18 protein-coding genes are annotated in these 22,451 nt (G+C 55.0%); 3 read left to right on the top strand and 15 right to left on the bottom strand.

Features of this window, described 5'->3' with window-relative positions; genetic code table 11:
- Positions 1-93 precede the first annotated feature (93 nt).
- A complete protein-coding gene (locus RTM06_RS01660) occupies positions 94-861 on the bottom strand; it encodes a YdcF family protein (RefSeq protein WP_312179481.1) in 768 nt (255 codons plus the stop codon).
- Between the two features lie 99 nt (positions 862-960).
- Between RTM06_RS01660 and RTM06_RS01655 the strand changes: the two genes are divergently transcribed.
- The gene (locus RTM06_RS01655) at positions 961-2,028 is read left to right on the top strand and encodes a LacI family DNA-binding transcriptional regulator (RefSeq protein ID WP_312179479.1); all 1,068 of its coding nucleotides are present in this window, start codon (positions 961-963) and stop codon (positions 2,026-2,028) included.
- A gap of 69 nt (positions 2,029-2,097) precedes the next feature.
- Here the strand turns inward: RTM06_RS01655 and RTM06_RS01650 are convergent, their stop codons facing one another.
- On the bottom strand, positions 2,098-2,787 hold the full coding sequence (locus RTM06_RS01650) for an aspartate/glutamate racemase family protein (protein ID WP_312179477.1): 690 nt from the start codon (positions 2,785-2,787) through the stop codon (positions 2,098-2,100).
- A gap of 15 nt (positions 2,788-2,802) precedes the next feature.
- On the bottom strand, positions 2,803-4,860 hold the full coding sequence (locus RTM06_RS01645; protein WP_312179475.1) for an FUSC family protein: 2,058 nt from the start codon (positions 4,858-4,860) through the stop codon (positions 2,803-2,805).
- A 254-nt stretch (positions 4,861-5,114) separates the two neighbouring features.
- On the opposite strand from RTM06_RS01645, the gene RTM06_RS01640 reads away from it, so the two are divergent.
- The gene (locus tag RTM06_RS01640) at positions 5,115-6,062 is read left to right on the top strand and encodes a sulfonate ABC transporter substrate-binding protein (RefSeq protein WP_312179473.1); all 948 of its coding nucleotides are present in this window, start codon (positions 5,115-5,117) and stop codon (positions 6,060-6,062) included.
- 99 nt (positions 6,063-6,161) lie between these two features.
- On the opposite strand, the gene RTM06_RS01635 is transcribed toward RTM06_RS01640, so the two are convergent.
- The 10 genes from RTM06_RS01635 to ssuD form a co-directional block, all read right to left on the bottom strand.
- Entirely contained in the window at positions 6,162-6,500 is a 339-nt protein-coding gene (locus RTM06_RS01635) for a type II toxin-antitoxin system MqsA family antitoxin (protein ID WP_312179471.1), read from the bottom strand.
- Positions 6,493-6,837, bottom strand: coding sequence for a toxin (locus RTM06_RS01630; RefSeq protein ID WP_312179470.1), 345 nt, complete (start codon positions 6,835-6,837; stop codon positions 6,493-6,495). Before RTM06_RS01630 ends, RTM06_RS01635 begins: the two co-directional genes overlap by 8 nt.
- Positions 6,838-7,220: 383 nt before the next feature.
- A complete protein-coding gene (locus RTM06_RS01625; protein WP_312179469.1) occupies positions 7,221-8,435 on the bottom strand; it encodes an acyl-CoA dehydrogenase family protein in 1,215 nt (404 codons plus the stop codon).
- The gene (locus RTM06_RS01620) at positions 8,432-9,871 is read right to left on the bottom strand and encodes an MFS transporter (protein WP_312179468.1); all 1,440 of its coding nucleotides are present in this window, start codon (positions 9,869-9,871) and stop codon (positions 8,432-8,434) included. The genes RTM06_RS01625 and RTM06_RS01620 overlap by 4 nt, the downstream gene beginning before the upstream one ends.
- A gap of 177 nt (positions 9,872-10,048) precedes the next feature.
- Positions 10,049-10,924, bottom strand: coding sequence for a MetQ/NlpA family ABC transporter substrate-binding protein (locus RTM06_RS01615; protein WP_312179467.1), 876 nt, complete (start codon positions 10,922-10,924; stop codon positions 10,049-10,051).
- Positions 10,921-11,619 (bottom strand): methionine ABC transporter permease, encoded by a 699-nt coding sequence (locus RTM06_RS01610; RefSeq protein ID WP_154156646.1) that lies wholly within the window; start codon positions 11,617-11,619, stop codon positions 10,921-10,923. Before RTM06_RS01610 ends, RTM06_RS01615 begins: the two co-directional genes overlap by 4 nt.
- Positions 11,616-12,635, bottom strand: coding sequence for a methionine ABC transporter ATP-binding protein (locus tag RTM06_RS01605; protein WP_312179463.1), 1,020 nt, complete (start codon positions 12,633-12,635; stop codon positions 11,616-11,618). Before RTM06_RS01605 ends, RTM06_RS01610 begins: the two co-directional genes overlap by 4 nt.
- Entirely contained in the window at positions 12,632-14,026 is a 1,395-nt protein-coding gene (locus RTM06_RS01600; RefSeq protein ID WP_312179461.1) for an LLM class flavin-dependent oxidoreductase, read from the bottom strand. Before RTM06_RS01600 ends, RTM06_RS01605 begins: the two co-directional genes overlap by 4 nt.
- Positions 14,027-14,100: 74 nt before the next feature.
- Entirely contained in the window at positions 14,101-15,507 is a 1,407-nt protein-coding gene (locus RTM06_RS01595) for an FAD/NAD(P)-binding protein (RefSeq protein ID WP_312179459.1), read from the bottom strand.
- Between the two features lie 14 nt (positions 15,508-15,521).
- Complete coding sequence (ssuD, locus tag RTM06_RS01590) at positions 15,522-16,694, bottom strand: FMNH2-dependent alkanesulfonate monooxygenase (RefSeq protein WP_312179457.1); 1,173 nt, start codon at positions 16,692-16,694, stop codon at positions 15,522-15,524.
- Positions 16,695-16,968: 274 nt separating this feature from the next.
- Between ssuD and RTM06_RS01585 the strand changes: the two genes are divergently transcribed.
- Positions 16,969-18,900 carry a sigma-54-dependent Fis family transcriptional regulator gene (locus tag RTM06_RS01585; RefSeq protein WP_312179455.1) on the top strand — a complete coding sequence of 644 codons (1,932 nt, stop codon included), beginning with the start codon at positions 16,969-16,971 and terminating at the stop codon, positions 18,898-18,900.
- Between the two features lie 448 nt (positions 18,901-19,348).
- Here the strand turns inward: RTM06_RS01585 and RTM06_RS01580 are convergent, their stop codons facing one another.
- The gene (locus RTM06_RS01580; protein WP_256699052.1) at positions 19,349-20,320 is read right to left on the bottom strand and encodes a ParB family protein; all 972 of its coding nucleotides are present in this window, start codon (positions 20,318-20,320) and stop codon (positions 19,349-19,351) included.
- A gap of 7 nt (positions 20,321-20,327) precedes the next feature.
- A complete protein-coding gene (locus RTM06_RS01575; RefSeq protein WP_008109176.1) occupies positions 20,328-21,527 on the bottom strand; it encodes an AAA family ATPase in 1,200 nt (399 codons plus the stop codon).
- Positions 21,528-22,451 lie beyond the last annotated feature (924 nt).

The raw sequence follows: 22,451 nt of genomic DNA, 5'->3' as shown, positions 1-22,451 counted from the left end.
CAGAGGGCGCGGCCAGGCGTCCTCTGCTCGGTCGCCGCACCACGGTGCTGCAACTGCCTCAGCAAGAGGCGAACGAAAGCCGCTCTGTGCTCATCACAACCGTGACTGCACGCCTGGCAACTGCTTCAGGCGTTGCCAGCCAGCTTCCACCGCTTCTGGCACCTCGACGTGGCCGAGGAAACCTTTGCCGCGCGGGCCGTAGCCATTTTCATCGTCACGCAAGCGCTGGATTTCCCCCATCAGCAGCGAAAGAAAACGCTCCATCGACCACAATCCCTGCGGCGGCGCACCGATGATGCGCAGCATGCCTGCGTCCATCTTTACCTGCGGCACAAACACCGGCCAGCTGATAAATTCCGGCGCATCCGCACGATCGCGCCATTGATAGCGGAAGGTTTCCCAGGTGCGACGCTGCATCAGCGGATCCTGCACCAGCAATACGCGCTGCGGCTGCCAGCTGTGCTCATCCAGCAGCTTCTGGCTGAAGGCGGCGTTTTCCCCGCAGTTGCGTGAGACGGTTTCCAGCAACAGCAGATCGTCCGGCAGCGCGGCAAAGAGGCGGGCAACGTCGCCTAACAATTCGGCTTCGCTTTTGTCTTTACTATCAATTTGGCGATACAGCGGATGCGCCGCGAGCATCTCCACCAGCAGCGGCGTTGAGTGGCCAATGCCGCCGCTGATCAACAACGGCAGCTGATACTTTTTCGCCACGGCAATCACCGCTTCCACGTTCGGCAACACCGCGTGACCAGCGAGAATGGCTAAATCGATGTCGAGCGTGCCATCTTGTGGCATCTGATCCAGCGCCAGCCAGGCCGCCAGGGTGTTGATATCCTGAATCTGATGGTTATTGAGTTGCATCCGGTTCTCCTCTTTTTACCTTTGGCAGTGTAGCGGCTTAAGTGCGTGTCGGCAGGGAAAAATTTGCTACACTCGCAGCTTAATCTTCAGGAGAGATTCATGACTGCGCGCTCCGTAACCCTCGACGATGTTGCTCATCTGGCTGGGGTTTCTTATCAAACCGTTTCCCGCGTCCTCAACCATTCCGAGCAGGTTTCGCCGCGCACCCGCGCCAAAGTAGAAGCCGCAATGCAGCAGCTCAACTATGTGCCGAATCGTGTGGCGCAACAGTTAGCAGGGAAAAACACCCGCACGCTGGGACTCGCCACCAGTGATTTAGCCTTAATGGCGCCCGCCCAGATCGCTTCGGCGATTCAGCAACGTGCGGCAGCGCAGGGTTATCATCTGGTGATCGCCATGGCGAATCCCGACAGCGCGCCGCAGGACACCGTGAATGAACTGCTGGCGCAGCGCGTCGATGCGCTGCTGATCAACCTGCCGCTGGATGCCGCGCAGGCCGCGCAGATTCAACAACAGTGCGACAACAAACCGGTGCTGTTTCTCGACGTGGAGCGCAGCGCTGAAGTGGCGCAATGCCAGTATCAAAGCGAATCCGGTGCGCAGCAGGCGGTTGATCATCTGGTGGCGCTCGGCCATCGTCAGATTGGCGTGTTAAATGGCCCGGCAAGTTCTGCATCGGCGCGCGCGCGTTTCGCTGCGTGGCAGCAAGCGCTGGCCGCGCATCAACTCACGCCATTCTGCGTGCTGAGCGGTGACTGGAGCGCGGCATCGGGCTATCAGGTGCTGCTGGCGCAGTTACCTGACCGTCTGCCGCAGGCGCTGCTGGTGGCTAACGATCAGATGGCGCTCGGCGCGATGCGCGCGCTGCATCAGCATGGCGTGAGGATCCCAGCGGAGATTTCGCTGATTGGTTATGACGATACAGCGGAAAGCGCGTGGTATCAGCCGCCGTTAACTACCGTGCGTCAGGATCTGCAGCAGTTGGGCGTGGTGAGCGTTGATCGCTTGCTGGCTCAGCTGGAAGGCGGCGATGTGACAGAGAAGACGCTGGAAACCGAGTTAGTGTTGCGGGAAACCACGGCAGCACCGCTGCAGGATGAAGTGGATGTGGCGGAGATTGCGCAGCAGTTGCAGGTTCTGGCACGCAAGTTGAAGCGCACCTCATAAAGAGGTGAGGTGCGCTCAGTCGCCATGAATTTCGTAATGCTTGTCAATCGGTCGCCATAAATGGCGACCCTACGGGAGCGCGAGTTTTACGGCGTCTTCGGCGTGGATCAAGGTGGTATCGAACAGCGGAACGCTGGCGTCCTCAGCTTTCACCAGTAAGGTGATTTCGGTGCAACCAAGAATGATCGCCTCTGCGCCCTGCTCCACCAGCTCGGCAATAATCTTGCGGTATTGCGCGCGCGACTCATCACGGATCACGCCAAGACAGAGCTCCTGATAAATGATGTCGTGCACCACTTTGCGGCCTGCTGCATCGGGCACCATCACCTCAATTTCCGACTGATTAAGCCGACCTTTGTAAAATTCCTGCTCCATGGTGAATGCGGTCGCCAGCAAACCGACTTTTTTCACGCCCGTCTGACGAATGCGCTGTGCGGTGGCATCGGCGATATGCAGCAGCGGAATGCTCACCGCATCGGTGATCTGCTGCGCGACTTTGTGCATGGTGTTGGTACAGAGCACGATGAAATCTGCGCCGCCTTTCTCCAGGCTAACAGCCGCTTCTGCCAGAATCTCACCCGCTTGTTGCCACTCGCCTGCGGCCTGCAGCTTTTCAATTTCATGGAAATCGACGCTGTACATCAGGCTGCGCGCGGAGTGCAATCCGCCCAGCTGCTGCTTCACCTGCTCATTGATAATACGGTAATAGAGCGCGGTGGATTCCCAGCTCATCCCGCCAATCAAACCAATCAATTTCATCTGCTTAACTCCGTTTTAAACATGCTGTTCAGCACTGTAATGGTTTTCCGGCCAGCGCGCCGCAGGAAACAGCGATAAACGAATATTGAACAGGTGGAACATCGGCGCAAACAGCGTGTTCTCCCGCAGCGCCGCCGCTTCCAACCGTAGCAACAGCGTGTTCAGTTCCGCCAGCAATTCCGGCTGCGGCGTGGTTTGCAGCGACTTCAACCGGCGCTTAAGAAACTGGCTTAGCTCATGGAACATCGCCGCACTTTCAATGTGATGCGCCAGCAGCAGCTCCCGATGACGCGTGTAGTAATCGTAGCAGTTTGCCCCCAGCCAGGCTTCTGCGATCAGATTGCCGCCAGAGACCAACTCTGGCACCGGATCGACACGTTTACGCGGCAGGATGATATTGACCTTATCCAGCGTGCGCGAAACAAACTGCTGACGCGCGGTCAGCGTGACGCTGTTGAGCCGCACCGTGGCGATAAAATGCAGCAGCTCGCGGATACCTTTGCGTACCGCACGTTTGGCGGTCCATGACGGGCGCTTGTTGCGGATCAGCGCCGTGATCACAACCGCAAAGGTAATGCCCACCAGCGTCGAAAGGATAGCGTTCACTATAAGTTGTAAATCGGGCTTGAAGTTGTGGCTCATGCCAATCAAGCCAGGAATCTGCGTGGCGACAATCAGGCCAATCAGGTTGGTCGACGGATTGGCGATAACCAATCCCAGCGCCAGCAAGCCCGGCGCAAGGCAGATCACCAGCGCTTCGAAGGTCACCGCCTGCGGAATCAGCAAGGTGATATACAGCAGGCTGATCACCACGGAGATCAGCACCCCTTTCAGGAACAGCTTCATCGGTGCAATTGGGCTGTCCATGCCGGCGAAGAAGGAACACAGCACCGCCGCCATCATCGGCGCGGTGGCACCATCCACCCAGCCGCTGCCGATCCAAAATACGCAGGTAACGAAGGTGGCGATAAACGCGGTAAACGACGACAGCAGCAACAATCCCTTATCGACGTGTTTATGCGCGCGCGCCATCTTTCCGGCTTTCACCGCAGGTGCCCACTCACTCACACGCTCGCTAACGCTTTGATAGGCATCGACGATGCGTACAAAATTGAGCAAGCGTTCCAGCAATCCCATCAGCAGAATGCTCTCTTCGCTGTTAAGCCTGCCCTGTTGCCACGCTTGTTTCAGCTGCTCCTGCGCGTGGCTGAGCTTGTCGCGTACCGGCAGCTGATCTTCACCGTTTAGCCACAGCAAAAATTGCTGGAAGACTTCAGCGATGTAGTCGGGAAAACGGATTTGCTGCTGCGCCAGCAGGTTGAGGCGCGATTCGATGGCCGTCAGCGTGGGGATGAAATAGGAGAGGTGCTGATACTGCACGCTGACTAAGCGCACCAGACGCCGCGCGGCATCGCCTTCGTACACACAATGCGTGATGAGCGTTTCGACGTTAAGCGGATAGTTGGCCATCTGAATCAGGATATCTTCGCGCTCCACCGACTTCTCAGCGGGCATCGCCGTGACCAGATCGCTGCACAGTTTGCGCGCGTTCTGATACCACAGGTTAACGCTCTGCTCTAACAGATTGCGCATCGAGACCGGCCACAGCAGGCGATGCACCAGGCTGCTGCAAACAATCGCCACGGTGATCTCCTCAACGCGGGAAATCACCGTGTAGGTGATGGCCGAGGGCTCTACCACATCGGGAAAACCCATGATCGCTGCGCTGTAGCCCGCCAGCATAAACACGTAGCTCTTCGGCGTGCGGTCGTGCAGCGAGAGATAGAGACAAACCGCCACCCACAGCGAGATGCACAGGCTAAACAGCAGCGGATTCTGCACCGTGGCGGGATAGATCAGCAGCGTAAACAGCCCGCCCAGCAGGGTGCCGAAGAAACGGAAAACCGATTTCGATACCGTCGATCCCGAATAGAGCTGCGAGGCAACGTACACTGTAGTCAGTGACCAGGCCGGTTTATCGAGATTGAGTTCCAGAGCAATGTAAAAAGCCAGAAAGGCAGCAAGACAGGTTTTGGCAGAAAACAGCACTGCGCTTCGTGAAAACCACTTCATAGAACGGGTAAAACCTTATGCAGGCAGCGGAATTGCTTATCCTGACAGAAGCTTTTGGTAATGGCATTTTGATTTGTTATACAAATTATTACCGTGCTAATTATATGGGCATCTATGGAAATTCCAATCGCGTTTGCTGATTACAGTGAATGATCCAGATCACATAGATAATAGTTATAAGCGATCGAAATTAGTTATTTATTGGTTATATAAGGGCTTTGCTAAGGTGGCAAAAAAACCACGCGAGAATCATCATGAAAGCAAAACTTCCTGTCCTGAGCGCTTTAGCTCTCAGCTTTGGCCTGCTCTCTATACACGCCTTTGCCGCTAACCCAGAAACCGTCACCATTGGCTATCAGAAAGCCAACATCTTTGCCCTGCTGAAATATCGTGGCACGCTGGATGAAACCTTTAAGAAGGAAGGCATCGCTATTCGCTGGGTGGAGTTCCCGGCGGGTCCGCAGATGCTAGAGGGCTTAAACGTCGGCAGCATTGATTTGGCTGCTACCGGCGATGCGCCGCCGGCCTTCGCGCAGGCAGCGAAAGCCGATTTGATTTATCTCGGTCATTCACCGGCTAACCCAAAAACCGAAGCCATCGTGGTGCCGAAAGATTCCACGATTAAGAGCGTGGCGAATTTGAAAGGTAAACGCGTCGGTCTGAACAAAGGTTCTGACGTTAACTATCTGCTGGTGAAAGCGCTGGAAGATGCGGGACTTAACTACAAAGACGTGACGCCGGTGTATCTGCCGCCTGCCGATGCGCGCGCTGCGTTCCAGAAAGGCGCAATTGATGCGTGGGTGATTTGGGATCCGTACCTGGCAGAAGTGGAAGCCAACGCCGGTGCGCGTGAAATCCGCAACGCGGAAGGATTAGTGCCGCATTACACTTTCTATCTCGCCAGCCGACCGTTTGCGGAAGGCCATCCTGATACCGCGAAACAGGTGGTTGATGAGCTGAGCAAACTCAGCGATTGGGCCAACAAGAACCCGGATGACGCGGCCGCGATTCTGTCGAAATCTACCGGCCTGGATAAAGCCATCTGGCAAACCACCATTAAACGTCTGCCTTACGGCGCGTCGCGCATGACCCCGCAGGTGTTTGATGAGCAGCAAGCGCTAGCGGATACCTTTACACGCGTGGGTCTGTTGCCAGTGAAAGTGGATGTGCGCAGCGCGACCTGGTCGCTGGATAAGAAGTAGATTATTAATTAATCCGGGCCTGATAAATGGCCCGGATGGATTTGATATTCGTAATGGTAGAAATTATTTAAACGCTTTTTGTCTTATGCGGTTCAAACCCTAGATGGCGTTATGAGCACAGCGCGAAAGCTGCGCGAGCGTCTGCAGTGTTTCGGGATTCTGCTGCACCATGCGTATAAGCAAAATAGCCTGAGCGTTAGGCCGGGACCTGCCTTGCTCCCAATTTTGATATGTGGTTTCACCAGTATGAAGGAAGTGCGCAAAAACGGCCTGAGACAGGTTAAGTTTTTCGCGCACATCACGTAGTTCCTGTGGAGCGATAGTGATAGGCGCGCGCTTGCTGACCTTGTAAGTCTTAAGCGTGATTTTTCCGTCTTGATGATCTTTCAGCTCCTGCATACCCGTCATCAGCTCACTGAAAATGTCGCGTTCAGTCATGTCTCAGCCCTTTTTTAATCACGTTCAGCGCCGCACCCAAGGCATCGCGCTGCTGTTTGGTCAGATCGTCGCGTTGATCCTTATCGTAGATCGTGAAGAGGATGAACTGGCCTTTTTCGTTCGTCCAGTAATAGATAACCCTGATCCCACCTCTTGTGCCCTTGTTTCGGCGCTCATCCCTGAACCGGACTTTACGCAGGCCGCCCGTATCCGGGATCACATCGCCTTTTTCAGGGTCGGCCAGCAACATATTCTGGAACAGCCTAAACTGATCATCGTTCAGGTATTCCATCCGGTATTTTTGAAAGCTGGACAGCTCAATAAATGTCGCGTGCATGCTTTTCCCTGTCGCCAACTAAGGGATAGAATATCCCCAAGCTGGGGATATCTCAACTAATATCCGCGTTGAATTTCGGATCATTTAAACAGCTAGTTTGTTCAGAATGAGTAGAGGATCATATGTTTTGTGAGGGTTTGTGTGGCTGGCTGATTGCATTCTGTTGCTCCCTGTTATTGATATCAACTTAAAAATCAGGGCCAATCTTAATTAATAATTTGCCGATGCTGAATAAAAAACTTGGCTTAATAATGAACAACTTTGAATTTTGGATTGTGATTCACAAAGTGATTTAACGTGATCATTTAACGAGTTTGTAAGTTATGGTCGCCATGAATGGCGACCCTACATGCCAGGTGCCGATTCATACGCACCGGGGTTTATCAGCCCTCGCCTCTGCCAATCTGCCAAATCCCCGTTGGGGCGGTGCCATTCACTTTCCAATCGCCGATATCGCGCGCTTTGTACACCACCGGATTATGTGACGATACGGTTCGCGCGTTGCGCCAGTGACGATCCAGCGCTTTGCCGACGCGCGTATCGGATGCGCCCAGCGCGTTAAACAGTTCCGTCGCGGCGCGCGTTACCAGTTCGCTGGCAATCACCTGCGCCTGGCCCGCTTCGGCTTCAGCCAGCACATTCGCTGCGGCAACTTGCGCTTCATCGCTGCTCAAGTGGGCAACGTATGCTGATTGCAGTGAATGTGTCGCGCGGATCACCGTGGCTTCTACCGCAAACGCCAGGCTGGTGATTTCCCCGATCACCTGCAGAATCTGCGCATCCTGACGCACAACGTCGCCGTTGCCGTGGCTGTAAACCCGATTTCGCGCCGCCACCGCTTGCGCACCATCGCGCGCCACCGCACGACCAATTCCCGCCAGCGTTGCCAGTAACACATGCTGGTAGAAGGCGGTTTGATAACGGAATCGCGTAGCGAAATCGTAGACGTGTTCCTGCTCAACATGGGCACTGTCAAAACGCGTGGTGCCGCTGCCGGTTAAGCGCTGGCCAAATCCGTCCCAATCGTCTTCACGCGTTACGCCGGGTTGGTGGGTGTTCACCAGAGCGATGACATCGCCCTGGTTATCGTTGCGGCGCGCATAGACGTCAATCCAGTCGGCGAACAGTGCGCCGGTGCTGTAAAACTTCTCGCCGCTGAGCGTCCAGCCGTTTTCGGCAGGCGTGATGCGCGTGATGACATCGCCGAGTTTTACCGCGCCAATTTCCGTCCAGCCGCTGCCCACCAGCTCGCCATCAATAAAACGGCCAAACCAGCGATCGCGTTCCGCGCTGTCCGGCTGGTTCAGCCGGTCTTCAACAAAGGCAAAATGGGCGCGCAGCGCCTGAGGCAGATTCGAGTCGGCTTCTGCCAGTTCAGTTAACAGCTGGAACAGTTGCGGCAGCGATGCGCCCCAACCGCCCTTCTCTTTTGGAATGCGCACCGTGCCGAATCCCGCCTCTTTCAGCCAGTTAATCGGCTGATGCGGCAAAATACGTTCGCGCTCACGCGCCACTGTTCCTTCAGCGATGCGCGCGAAGATGGGTCGGAAGTGCGCTGCCAGCGCCGCATAATCGGTACCTGTTGCCAGTAAACTCATGGTGACTCCTGATGTGAAAGATCGTCGATGTCATGCAGCGTGGGCTCGTGGCGCACCGCCAGCAGGAAGAAGATTGGGATGATCGCCGCTAGCGAAACCACCCAGAACATGTTGGTGCCGAGCGCAGCCTGCAGAATCGGCAGGATGAACAGCGCTAACGCACTGCCAATGCCGGAAAGTGCGCGGCTGAAGCCCACGCCAGTGGCGCGAATCGAGGTTGGATAAGAAAGTGCCGGATAGACCATCAGCTGCGCGCCCGGCCCGAAGCCTTCAGCAAACAGCCACAAACCGAGCATCAATACCGCAAAGACAATTCCAGCGATGGCTTCTGGATGACCAATCAACGCCAGCGCGATCAGCGCAAAGAATTGCAGCGCAAAGCCAGCGATGGCGACGTGCCGCGACGGATATTTCCACGCCAGACGCATGCCGAGCAGGCCGCCGGTGAAGGCGAACAGCGCGTTGAGTCCCAGCGAGGCCGAGATGGTTTCAAACACGCCCGCGCCGAGGAACTGCGCCAGAATCGACGGCAGGAAGAAAGCAATGGCGGTGTATTCAAATGAGATACAGATGTTCATCACGCCCGCGACGATGGTGCGTTCGCGCCATGGTTTCTCAAACAGCACGCGGCAACTCACTTTCGGCGCCGCAGCAGCTGGTGGCGCTTCGTGTTCTGCTTCGTGTGCGTGGATGCCGTAGGAATCACGCAGGATGCGCACCGCCGATTTCAGGTCGCCCTGATTCGCCGCCCACAGTGGCGATTCATTCATAAATTTGCTGCGCACCGCGATGATCAGCAGCGCCGGTACCGCACCGAACAGCAGCGACGCGCGCCACAGCCAGTCAAGATGCTCTTTTGGCAGCAGGAAGTAGAGCGCGAAGATCAACAGGAAGCACAGCGTTGACGCGGCGTACCACATCGGGCACCAGGCTGCGAGTCGGGCGGCTTTGTTGCCTTTACCGGCAAATTTGGAGAACTCCGCCAGATACGACATCGCCACCGGCAGATCGATCCCAACGCCAACGCCCATCAGGAAACGCGCGCCAATAAGCACCCAAACGTTCGGTGCCAAGCCCGCCGCAATCGCTGAAACCACGAAGAACAGCATGTCGGCCATAAACACTGAATAGCGGCCATATTTATCCGTCAGCCAGCCGCCCACCAGATTGCCAACAATGGTGCCAACCATAATTGAGGAGGTCACTAAACCGGTGAGCAGCGGCGAGAGCTGAAACTCGCGCACCACATCATCGATGCCGTACGACAGCGTGGTGAGATCGTAGGCGTCGAGAAACACGCCGCCGAGCGCGAGGAACACAATCATGCGCGCGTAGTTGTCATTTTTGGTGCGAGTGTTGATCAGTCTTGCCACGTCACTGACCGAACGTACCGGTTCGGAAACCGGGATGGTGTTTTCTAAAGGAAGAGAACTCATAACGCCTCACGTTGTTGTTTTGTAGTGCAGGTGAGGTTGTTATAAGCGTTTTTCTGGCTGTACCAAAACAACAATTCTTGATATTTATTTACATTAAAATCAATTAGATAACTTAATTTTCGCCAACACAAAAACCCGGACACGCCTGACGCGTCCGGGTATCCAATCAGCAAAAACTTACTCGGCTGAGACCGGCACCAACACCCCTTTTACCAGCGGATCGTCGGTGGTCTTTAACCACTGTTGTACGCGCGGATCGGAGAAGGCTTTTTTCAGCTTCTCAATATTTTCCTGGTCCAGGTAAGGCGTGCCAATCACCAGCTGTGAGGCGAAAGTACGCGGTGCAGGTGGGAACAGAATGCCTTTTTCGCGCGGCACTTTACCGGCGTCGAATTGCGAGACGTAACCAATTGCCGCATCCACCGAGTTGAGTGCACGCGGCATGGTCAGCAGATCGAGTTCTTTAAATACGAAGCCGTGCGGATTGCCAAAAATGTTCTTCAGTTTGGCCGTACGCGGCTCGACGTTAGGATCGAGCGTAATTAAGCCCTGACGCGCCAGCAGCCATAATGCCTGGCCCTGATTGGCGCCGTCATCCGGCACCACGATGGTCGCGCCCTGCGGCAGATCCGCCACCGATGTGTAGCGATCGGAATAAATACCAAACGCCCACTGGAACAGCGGCAGCGTTGAAGTCAGCGCAAAGCCGTTGGCATCCACCACTTGCTTCAGCCACCATTGGTGCTGATATATCGTCGCAGCATACTGCCCTTCCGCTACCGCGCGGTCGGCTTGCACCGGATCCTGCACGCCCACCGCTTCCAGCGTCAGGCCGTAATCCGGCGCGATGTGCTCACCAACGTATTCGATCAGCTTCTGCTCGCCGGCCATCGCCGGTTCAAAATGCACCTTCAGCGTGGTACCAAATACCACCGCCTGCGCCTGTTGGCCGCGCCAGAACCAGCCGCCTGCTGCGAGTACAACGACCACTATAATCAGTAGCAGCCACGGCCAGCGGCGGGTTTTACGCAGTTCGAAATCTTGTGTTGTCATAACGATGTCCCCTGAGGATGGCGTAATGCGGTGACCAAACGGTCGCCGAGAAATTGGATGGTTTGAATGAGGGCGATTAGCACCACGATGGTGGCGATCATGATGTGGTTGTCGAAGCGCTGATAGCCGTACACCACCGCCAGATAGCCGATCCCGCCCGCGCCGATGGTGCCGGCAATGGCGGAGTACTCAATCATTGAGATCAGGTTGAGCGTCACCGCCGCAACAATCGCCGGTAGCGCTTCACTGAGTTGTGCCGAGCGGATGATCTGCCAGCGCGATCCGCCACATACCAAACCTACCGCCGTGACTTCGCCGGGCAGCTCACGCAGCGCGTTGTCCACCAGACGGCCAAAGAACGGAATGCCGGCGGCGATCATCGGCACAACGGCAGCGGGAATGCCGATGGTGGTGCCGGTGAGCCAGAAGGTGAACGGAATGATGGCCGCCATCAGTACCAGAAACGGCAGCGAACGACCCATGTTCACAATCCAACTCAGCACCCGGTTAATACCGCGATGCGGAAACAGACCGCGCGATGAGGTGTTAAACAGCACCACACCGACGATGCCGCCGAAGGTGACCACGAACAGCATCACGATCACCACCATTAACGCAGTTTCACCCAGAGCGGGCAGCATTAACGCCGGGATTTCTGGCCACGGCGTATCCTGACTCATCACTGATACGCTCATACCGCCTCCCGCAATGGCAACACGCTGCCGGAAACGCTGGCAACTAAGCCCAGTTGTTCCAGCTGCGACAGCAAGCGTGCCAGCGGCACGCGCTCATGCTGAAAGTGAATGCCCACCTTGAGGCGGCCGGCTTGCAGACCGTTTACCAGCTCAACATGCGCACCGAGCAGATCAATACGCAAACCAAACTGCTGGCTGAGGCGCGATATCCAGTCGCTGGCGACCGGCACATCGGTGCGATAGCTGAGCTGCAACACCAGTTCGGCATCGCCCGCCTGCGCCGCCAGCGGGAACAGGCGCTGTCCCAATAGAGAATCCGGCTGCGCCAGCAACTCTTTCACCACGCCGTACTGCACGATTTGGCCGTCGCGAATTTCCGCTACCGCATCAGCCGCCTGACGCACCGCATCCATTTCATGGGTGATCAGCACAATCGCCAGCTTGTAGTCATCTCGCAGTTTTTTCAGCAAGTCGAGTACGGTGATGGTGGCTTCGGGATCGAGCCCTGAGGTGGCCTCATCCGCCAGCAACACCGAAGGGCGCAACGCCAGCGCCCGCGCGATGCCAATACGTTGCCGCTGACCACCGGAAAGCTGGCCGGGATAGGCTTTGGCTTTGTGGCTGAGACCTACGCTCTCCAGCAATTCGCCCACACGTGCGGCGATATCGCGCTCCACCACGCCGAGATAGTGCAGCGGCAAGGCGATGTTCTCCCACGCGGTTTTGCGTTGCAGCAGCGCGGAAGACTGGAACACGGTACCAATTGAGCGACGTGCCTGACGCAGCGCTTCGCCATCCAGCCGCGAGAGATCGCTGCCGTTAACGCGGATGCTGCCGGCGCTCGGTTGCTCCAGCAGGCTGATGCACTTCGCCAAAGTCGATTTACCCGCGCCGCTCGGCCCAACAACGGCGGTAATGTTGGCTTGCGGCACCTGCAAGCTGATGGATTTCAGCACCTCGGTGATGCGGCCGTCGGGCGCGCGATAGTGTTTGCTGAGGTTATCTATTTCGATCATGAAACCTCCTGCAGCGTGGAGGCTTTAACGCGATAGCCCGCGCCCGGATGCGGTGCCTGCAGCTGCGGACCGGCAGCGAATAACTTCTCGCGCAGCGTGCCCTGCGCGTACTCTTTTTTGTAGACGCCGCGCTTTTGCAGCTCCGGGATCAGCAGCTCCACCACATCTTCAAAGGTTTCATGCGTCAGTGCGTAGGCGAAGTTGAAACCATCGACGTCGGTTTCTTCGACCCAGCTTTGCAACTCATCCGCGACCGTTTCCGCGCTGCCGACAATCAGCGGACCAAAACCGCCGATGCCGACCCAATCCGCTAGCGCTTTTACCGTCCACTGACGATCGGGATCGGCGGTGGAGAAGGTTTCGACCGCTGATTGAATGGCGTTGGTGTGGATATATTTCAGCACCTGATCCGGCTGATACTGGCCGAAGTCGATGCCGGTCCAGCCCGACACCAGCGCCAGCGCGCCTTCGTAGCTGACCCAGCAGGTGTACTCTTTCCACTTCGCCTGCGCCGCCCGATCGGTTTCGCCGACAATCACGGTTTGCAGATTGAAGATTTTGATGCTGTAAGGATCGCGCCCCGCTTCCGCCGCGCGGCGGCGAATGTCAGCAACGGTTTTCTTCAGCAGCACTTTTGACGGCGCAGCAACAAATACGCATTCGGCATGTTCTGCGGCAAACTGTTTGCCGCGACTCGATGCACCCGCCTGATACAGCACCGGCGTGCGCTGTGGTGACGGTTCGCACAGGTGAATGCCCGGTACGTTGAAGAAAGTGCCCTGATGATTGATGGGGTGGATTTTGCGCGGGTCGCTGAAGATGCGGCGTTCACGGTCACGCAATACCGCATCTTGCTCCCAGCTGCCTTCCAGCAGTTTGTACACCACTTGCAGATACTCGTCGGCATAATCGTAGCGGCTGTCGTGATCGGTCTGAGTTCTATGCCCAATGTTGCGCGCCCCGCTCTCCAGATACGAAGTAACGATGTTCCAGCCGATGCGGCCTTTGGTCAGGTGATCGAGCGTGGATAAGCGACGCGCAAACGGATAGGGATGTTCAAACGACAGCGACGCGGTGAGACCAAAGCCGAGATGTTCAGTGACCAGCGCCATCGGCGTAATCAACGCCAGCGGATCGTTGACCGGCACCTGCGTCGCCTGGCGGATTGCCGCATCGCCGTTGCCGTTCAGTACGTCGTAAACGCCGAGCACGTCGGCGATAAACAGGCCGTCAAACTTGCCGCGTTCCAGCAGGCGCGCCAAATCGACCCAATACTCCAGATCTTTATATTGCCAGGAACGGTCACGCGGATGCGCCCACAAACCCGGCGACTGGTGTCCGACACAGTTCATATCAAATGCGTTCAAGCGAATTTCACGTTGCGATGGCATAGCAATCTCCATAGCGAGGCCGTGATCGTGTTACGACCCGGCGTTCGTCAGTTAATTTTTAGGATGTTGAGAGATTAAAGCGCTGAAGGGGGACATCGCTCGGCATGAGCGATTTGCAGTTCTTGTAAAATATGCCTCGCCACAGCGGCGGCGTGATCGGCGACCTGCGGCAATCCCATCAGTTCACCGAAGCGCGCTCGCGCAGCGGGACCGACGACAAACAGTCGCGCGTTGGGTTGGCCGGTGAGATTGAGCGTGCGCGACTGGCTGTCGACATCAATACCAAAACCGAGCAGGTCTGCGCGGATTAACCCTTGCTGACTCAGCGATTGCAACAATGGCTGGCTGGCGGTTAAGGCTTCATGGCCGGGACCGGTGGTGACAATCAGATGATCGAGGCGATGGGTTTCGCTGGCACCCTCGCGGGTACATAGCGTGATTTGCAGTTGTTTGCCGAGATCGGAGATTTCGCAAAGGCGCGCGGCCAGCACCTTCAGACTGCCCTGTTGACGACGTGCGTTGATCACCGCAGACACCTGCGGCGCGATGCGATAGCGATGTACGTCCCACCACGAGCGCAAATGACGGACAAAGCGCTGCTGCTCGCGCAAAGGTAGCGATTGCCAGATATCCTGACCTTGCACTCGCACCTGATCAAGCACGCGCTGCCACGGCAAATCCTGTTCAGCGGCACGCGCGACCTCGGCGCGAATATGTCGTAGCCACAGACGCGCGCTGGACACATCCTGCGGGGCTAACGTCCACTCAGGCCACTCACCGCTTAGGTTATCGCGTGAGAGCTGCCCACGGCGTGAGAAGGCGATTAACGGGCCACGATGCTGTCTGGTGCCCAACGAAGCCACCACATCGGCCATACTCAAACCGGTACCGATAATCGCCACCGATGATTCTGGATCGATGGCGTCCAGTACGCCGTGTTGCCACGGATTGGCAATCAACGCCGGATATGTCGAGAACGGTTGCAGCGCGCGCGGCAATGATGGCGGCGGATGACTGATCGCTAACGCCAGCACATCACCTTGCAACGTTTCACCGTTGCTGAGTAACAGCTGTTCGCCTTCCCAACCAATGGCGCTGGCCTGCACATGGCGCAGCGTGACGTGTGGATGCGCCTGCGCCGCTGCCGCAAACTGTTCAGCCAGATAGCGACCAAACAGGCTGCGCTGCGGATAGACCGCGCCATCCTCGCAGTGCGCTACTGAATCCAGTGAACATTCCGGCTGTTGGCGATACCAGCGATCAAACGCGCCCTGCTCTTCACCGCTTAACTGCATGCGCGAAGCGGGCACGTTGATGCGGTGCGCGGGCTCCTGCGTGGAATAGGCAACGCCGCCGCCGAGACTGGCGCGCGGTTCGACCACTGTAATCAGTAATCTGCTCGATGAGGTTCGTGCGAGATGAATCGCCAGCGCTGTGCCACTAAAGCCACCGCCAACAATGATTACCTGTGTCGTTGCCATTGCCTTCTCCTGCATTAGCTGGCGCTCGTCTGTTTTGACGGACGCTTATCGCCACCAATGGTTTCACCAAACGGCCCGGTATTAATGGTGCGTTCACGCTGCTGTTGCGCATTCGCCAGCGGGAGTAGCGGCAACAACAATTCGGCCACACGATGCGCTTCTTCCAGATGCGGATATCCAGACAGAATAAAATTGGTGACGCCCAACGCCTGATATTCACGGATACGTTCAGCCACTTGCTCAGGGCTGCCGACCAGCGCAGTGCCCGCGCCACCGCGTACCAGACCTACGCCAGCCCACAGATTCGGCGAGATATAAAGATTGTCGCGCGAACCTTGGTGCAATGCGCTCATCCGCGCCTGACCGGCAGAATCCATACGCGCAAAGATTTTCTGCGCCTGCGCAATAGTCTCTTCATCAAGATGGCCAATCAACTTATCTGCCGCCGCTTTGGCTTCTTCTTCGGTCTCGCGCACAATCACGTGCAAACGAATGCCGTATTCCAGTTTACGTCCGCGCTGTTGCGCACGTGCGCGCACCACTTCCAGCTTCTCGGCAACCTGCGCTGGCGGCTCGCCCCAGGTGAGATAGGTATCGATCTGTTCCGCAGCCACATTAATCGCCGCCTCTGATGAACCACCAAAATAGAGCGGCGGACCATTCTCCTGCACCGGCGGGAACAGCACTTCCGCACCTTCGACGTGGATATGTTTGCCTTCGTAATCCACTTTCTCACCGCGCATCAGGCGGCTGTAGACATCGAGGAATTCTTTGGTGACTTCATAACGTTCACTGTGGTTGAGGAAAATGCCGTCACCTTTGTTCTCGACAGGATCGCCACCGGTCACCACGTTAATCAATAAACGTCCTTCGGACAGACGATCAAGCGTGGTCGCCATGCGTGCTGCCAGCGTTGGCGGCTGCAGGCCAGGACGTACCGCCACTAAATAGCGCAGACGTTTGGTGATGGGTGCTAACGCCGAGGCAACCAGCCAGGAATCTTCGCAGCTTTTGCCAGTGGGAATTAATACGCCATAGAAGCCAAGATTGTCGGCGGCAAGTGCCACTTGCTGTAAGTAGGGTAAATCGACCGGGCGTCCGCCTTGCGTTGTGCCGAGGTAGCGTCCATCACCGTGCGTCGGTAAAAACCAGAAGACATTAATTTTATCGTTCGCGGAATCGGCCATTATGCTTTTCCTATATAACTTTATTAAAAAATGATCATTTTGAACTGCTTATTTGGTTATATAGCTGTTAGCAGAAAGCGTGCCAGGTTGTTGATTAGCGTGTAGTGCCGTATTTCAGAGGGTTAGCGTTGTTGCTTTCTTCATATCGAGTTGCAATTGCAACTCTGACGCAACAGCTATTGCTGCATATGCAACTGCTTATGCTTTTTACATGGTGTTAATAGTCGGCGTGAGCATTTAGCGTAGCGATATGCTCGTTACCGGACTCAATGCCATGCTAACCAACTTTAATAATCACACTGATTCACCACGCTTAGTCGATCCCGCTTCTCTGGCGTTTCAATCGCTGCTGGATAAATTCGCCCCCACGGATGCCACCGTGCTGATTGTCGGCGAAACCGGCACAGGGAAAGAAGTGGTGGCGCGCTATCTGCATCATCATAGCCAGCGGCGTCACGGCCCTTTCCTGGCGGTTAACTGCGGCGCACTGACAGAAAGTCTGGCTGAAGCTGAGTTGTTCGGCCATGAGAAAGGCGCTTTTACCGGCGCGACGCAGTCTCATCCCGGCTGGTTTGAATCCGCGCAAGGCGGTACCTTGCTGCTGGATGAGATTGGTGAGCTCAACCCTTCACTGCAGGTTAAATTGCTGCGCGTGTTGCAGGAGCGCGAGATTACGCGTGTGGGCTCGCGCAAAGCGATCAAGGTGGATGTGCGGGTTATCGCGGCTACGCATGTGGATTTGGCGCAGGCGATCCGCGAGCGACGCTTCCGCGAAGATCTGTTCTATCGCCTGAATATTGCGGTGGTTCCGCTGCCGCCGCTGCGTCAGCGTCGTGAAGACATTCCTCTGCTGGCGCAACATTTCCTCGCTCTCTACGCACGACGCTTAGGCCGTCCGGCACGGCGTCTCTCACATGATGCGCTTGAGGCGCTACGCGAATACAGCTGGCCGGGCAATATCCGTGAACTGGAAAACACGCTCCATAACGCCGTGTTGTTGAGCCGCGAAGAGACGCTGACGCCCGCACAATTACGACTTGCTGGTTACAGTGAACATGGCTTTAACGAGTCAAACGATTCAACGCTCGATAGTTTTCTTCAGCAGCAATTGATCAGCCAGCCGCAGCAACTGTTTGATCGCGTTATCAGCGGCCTGATCAGCAATGCGCTTTTGATGACAGATCAGAATCAAACCCAGGCCGCCGCGCTATTGGGTATCAGCCGCCACACCTTACGCACGCATCTGGCGAATCAGGGAGTAATCAAAGGACGCCGCAAAGCACTTGTTTCTCCATCCTCGTCCAGTGCGCATCTCACGCAGGAACGCGAGCTACGTATTGGCTATCAGAAGTTTGGCAATCTCGGCGTGTTGAAAGCTCGTCAAAGCCTCGAACACTGTTTCGCTCAGCAAGGCGTTAGCGTGCTATGGAGTGAGTTTCCCGCCGGGCCACAGTTGCTGTATGCGTTGCAGAACAACGAAATCGACTTTGGGACCACCGGCGAAGTACCGCCAATCTTTGCCCAGGCGAGCGGCAATGCGGTGACTTATATTGCGTGGGAGCCCCCGGCGCCAAGCAGTGTTGGCATTGTGGTGCCGCATGACAGCGATATTCGCACCATCAGCGATCTGCGCAGTAAGCGCGTATCGGTTAATAGAGGCTCGAACGTTCACTGGCTACTGCTGCAGTTACTGGAAGAAGCAGGCATTGGTCTGGACGAACTCAAGGTGGTTTACACGCCGCCTAAGTATCCGCTGACCGCCAGTGATTATCTCTCGGTTGATGCCTGGATGATGTGGGATCCGTTGCTCAGCGCTGCGGAGAGCAATCCCGAGCTGAGGATTTTGGTTAATGGTGAAGGGCGCGTACGTAATCATCAGTTCTATCTGGCGCGACGTGATTACGTTGAAAAGAACGATGACATCCTCAGACAGCTGGTGGAAAGTTTGCAGCAAACAGGCTTGTTCATTGATAGCCATCGCCACGAAGCGTCAATGTTACTGGCTCAGGAGCTGGGATTAGAAGTTGCGTCAGTAGAACGCGCATTGACACGTCGCAGCCACAAAACGCGTGGGATGGCCTTCGAAGTGATTAAAGAGCAGCAGACAATAGCCGATCGTTTTTATGCGTTGGGACTGATTAATAAACCGGTGCGGGTGCGCGATGCAGTCTGGCAATTTTCATCAGCGCTGGCGTTGATTGAGTAAGGTTAGTCTTGAAAGTTATCCACGCTTTCTGTGGATAAATCGTTGAATATCATCTGGCTAATCTCGCTTTGGGTCTTGAGTTGATGGCTGAAATTACAATCTTAATTGGCGATTTCAGCCTGAAATTTTATTAAAAAAGCTATATTTTTCATGCAAATAGAGATGAAATTGCTTGGGCGAATGGATGAAATCTCATTCGGTTGCTGCTCGGCTTTTAAGGCTTCACTGGCGACTGCCGGTTTAGCGCGCAGCTGGTTAAATTGGCTGCAGTTAGTTTATCGGTATTGGTGAGTTAGAACCGTATGCCTTTTAGCTGCTGGTTGAAATGATGGCGATTTCAGCCTGAAATTTCCGCAGCGACAATCGATATTTCATACAGTTAGCGCTGAAATTGCGCTGGCGAGGCATTGAGAAGGGCATAAAAAAACCGCCCGAAGGCGGCATTTCGCTACTGATTTAGATACTTGTTGAGCGTCTCGTTAATCACCTTATCCAACTCTTCCTGCAACTCTTTGGACTGGCGATTAAACTCGTAGCTGAACATGCGTCCGCGTGTTTTCTTACGCGCAAAACGATCTTTATCGGCAAAGCTCCACAAAGGTGTTGCCACGGTTTTGTCTTTGGCCGGTGACTGAATCAGCGTCTGGCTGCCGTTACGCACTAAACGCAAGATGCCATTCTTCACTTCATCTTCCGCTAAACCATCGCGTGCGCATACGGTATCGACATCCATGCCAATGGTATCGATCAGTGCATCAACCGTTTGTCCGGTTTCCTGCAGCTTCTCGTACGCCTGCAGCAGCGATTTATAGTCTGGATAAGTCAGCTCAGAATGATTCGGGAACAGCGTCACCAGCTCAAGCGGCACGCTTGCGGCTTGCAATGCACGCGTGACTTTGGCCTGAGAAAGTCCTTCGCTTTGCGCAATTTCCTTTTGCGATAATCCGCCATCTTTCAGTGCCAGCAAGCGCATGCCCACTTCACGCAGATTGTGCTCACGCGCGGTCTGAATATCCTGCGCTAAACGACGCGCTTCTTCCGCAGAGATAGCCACTTCGGTAACCAGCACATCCAGCCCGGTTTTGCAGTGAAGAGCCGCAGCACGACGGCGTGAACCATCGAGAATCTCAATGCGGTCGTCACGCTTTACACCAATCGCCGGGAAAAATTGCTGCAATTTGATGGTGCGAATGATGTCACGCAGCGATTCTGGCGTCAGGCCAGACTGATCGCGGCCATTGGTTTCCATCTTAACGAAAGTTTTCTCTTCGATTTCTTTCGCAGGGATGTGTTCCAGCGTGAACAGGGCGCGTTTGCCCGTCGCCAGGATAAAGGTCTGAGAATGGCCATCGGCGCTTTCCTCAGTCTGCAATGGTGTCTGGCTGAAGGTTCGGCCAATGGTGATTCTTTTTGCGCTCATAGTAACCTCAGTTCAGGCGAATGAATTCAATACGGTCAAATACGGCTTTCGCGAAATCTTCCGCCGCTGAACGCGCATTCTTTAAGGCTTCGGTGCTGCCCACGTAGGTTGATGGATTGGCCGAGATAACCGTGTCAAACGACTCTCCGCAGCGCTCAAAGCCATCCAGGCGTGGCAAGGCAGCATCGAGCATATCGCCACCAAAAATCTCTTTCGCCAGGCTGTGACACAGCTTGTGGTCCGCTTTATTCGACAGTTTAGACATAAAGCCAATGTTGCCCTGCAAACGGCAGGCTGCACCCGATTCTTCAATGATGCCAATCAACTCCGGTAAACGCGTTAAGTACTTCAACGTGGAGTGGAAATCCACCTGCGCGGGAGGTACCGGTGTCATCAGCAAGTCCGAAGCGGCAATGGCGTTCTTCAGGAAGGCATCAAGATGCGGGCCGCTATCGATAAAGATAAAGTCGTAATCTTTCTTCAGCTTGGCCACGACATTGTCATACAGCACCGCGTGGATGTTCTGATCGGGCAGGTGAGCGGCGCACAGCTCTTCCCAACGCGAGGCAATAAAGGCGTCATCAATTGACGCCGGCAGCACATCAACGCCCGGAATAATCGATGAAACGATAAATTCGTTGAGCAACTCTTCGCGGCTGACGTTCTGCAGCATCGCCTGCGCAGCGGTAGCTTCCACTAATCCTACTGAACGTTGGTGGTTCAGGAACATGGTGGCGGAGGATTGCGGGTCCAGATCGATGACCAGAATACGTAAATCTTCAAACAGCAGATGCGGATGGGCGCGCAATGCATGCGCCAGCGAAACGGTAGAGACCGTTTTCGACACGCCGCCTTTAAGGTTGCCGACAAAGATGCTGAAGGCTTCATGGTGGCGGTCGCGATATTTAGGCACGCCGCGATGATGGTAGATATCAATGATGTTCTGAATCGACATCGCATACTTGGTTGAGCTGCCCGCTGCACGCTTATCGAACGGATAACCGTTCTCTTCCATCTCGTTTACAGCGTAATCCACGCTCGCACGCGTCAATTTGGGCAGTTTGGCTAACGCCGCTTTAGCGTAAACCTGATAGAACGTGTTTTCCCGCAACTCTTCTTTCTGCGCCTGAATCTGTTCTGTCAGGCTCATCAGCATTCTTTCTGAACGTTGTGCAACCTTCAGAACTTGCTTCTCATCGTTAGCCATACTTGCTCCACACATGTAGGATTTATGACTTTATACATAAATCCAGCACACGAGGCAAATATATCTCTTATGCACAGGAAGAATCAGTTAAATGGAAACACCTTGATTAAGAGCAGTTTAACGCAAAGATTCACTGTAATCAGCAGCGGTTTTTCCTTGGGTGGCTTTCAAATAGAGAAAGGAGAGGGACGCTTGCGGCTGAAATTGCTGGAACGTTCACTGTAGTCAGCAAGCCGTAGAGACGTGATGTTCACTGCAATCAGTAAAAGGTTCACTGTAATCAGCAAATAGCGGGGAAAGATTCACTGTAATCAGCAGAGGAAGGTGAACAAAAGGAGCAGGCCAGCGAGCAACGACGAAGTTCACACAGTTGGGATGTTCACTGTAATCAGTAAATCTCGATGACCTTTCTTTCTCAACTACTAACGTTCACTGTAATCAGTAAAAGCCTTGTGCTCATCATCGACAAAGATTCACTGTAATCAGTAGATGCTCATCGCGTTTCGATCAAGCGTTCACTGTAATCAGTAAGTCAAATCGGCTAATTCGACAGAACATTCACTGTAATCAGTAAAAGTTATGATGCTAAGAAGTACGTTCACTGTAATCAGCAAAGCCTGTTTAGTACTTTGAGACGAGCGTTCACTGTAATCAGTAAACCCATATTTTCCTTTAAATGGATGGAGCTGAAATCGCCATAAGCGATCCAGCAAAATCCTTAAAGCGTCCTATACAACATTCACTGTAATCAGTAAACGCATCACGTTAAATGGCTTCCTTGATGATAGCGGAGTGATGCTTATGTTCACTGTAATCAGCAGCAACCTGGACGCTCAACGTTCACTGTATTCAGTAAAAGCGACGCGTTGAGCTGTTAATTGTCATGCTACAAAACCGGCGGGGCAGGGCAACATTCACTGTAAT

The sequence above is a fragment of the Pantoea sp. CTOTU46764 genome, assembly GCF_031974595.1.
Taxonomy (GTDB): Bacteria; Pseudomonadota; Gammaproteobacteria; order Enterobacterales; family Enterobacteriaceae; genus Pantoea; species Pantoea trifolii.
Note: the sequence above shows the minus strand (reverse complement) of the source record. Positions and strands in the feature narration are given on the sequence as shown.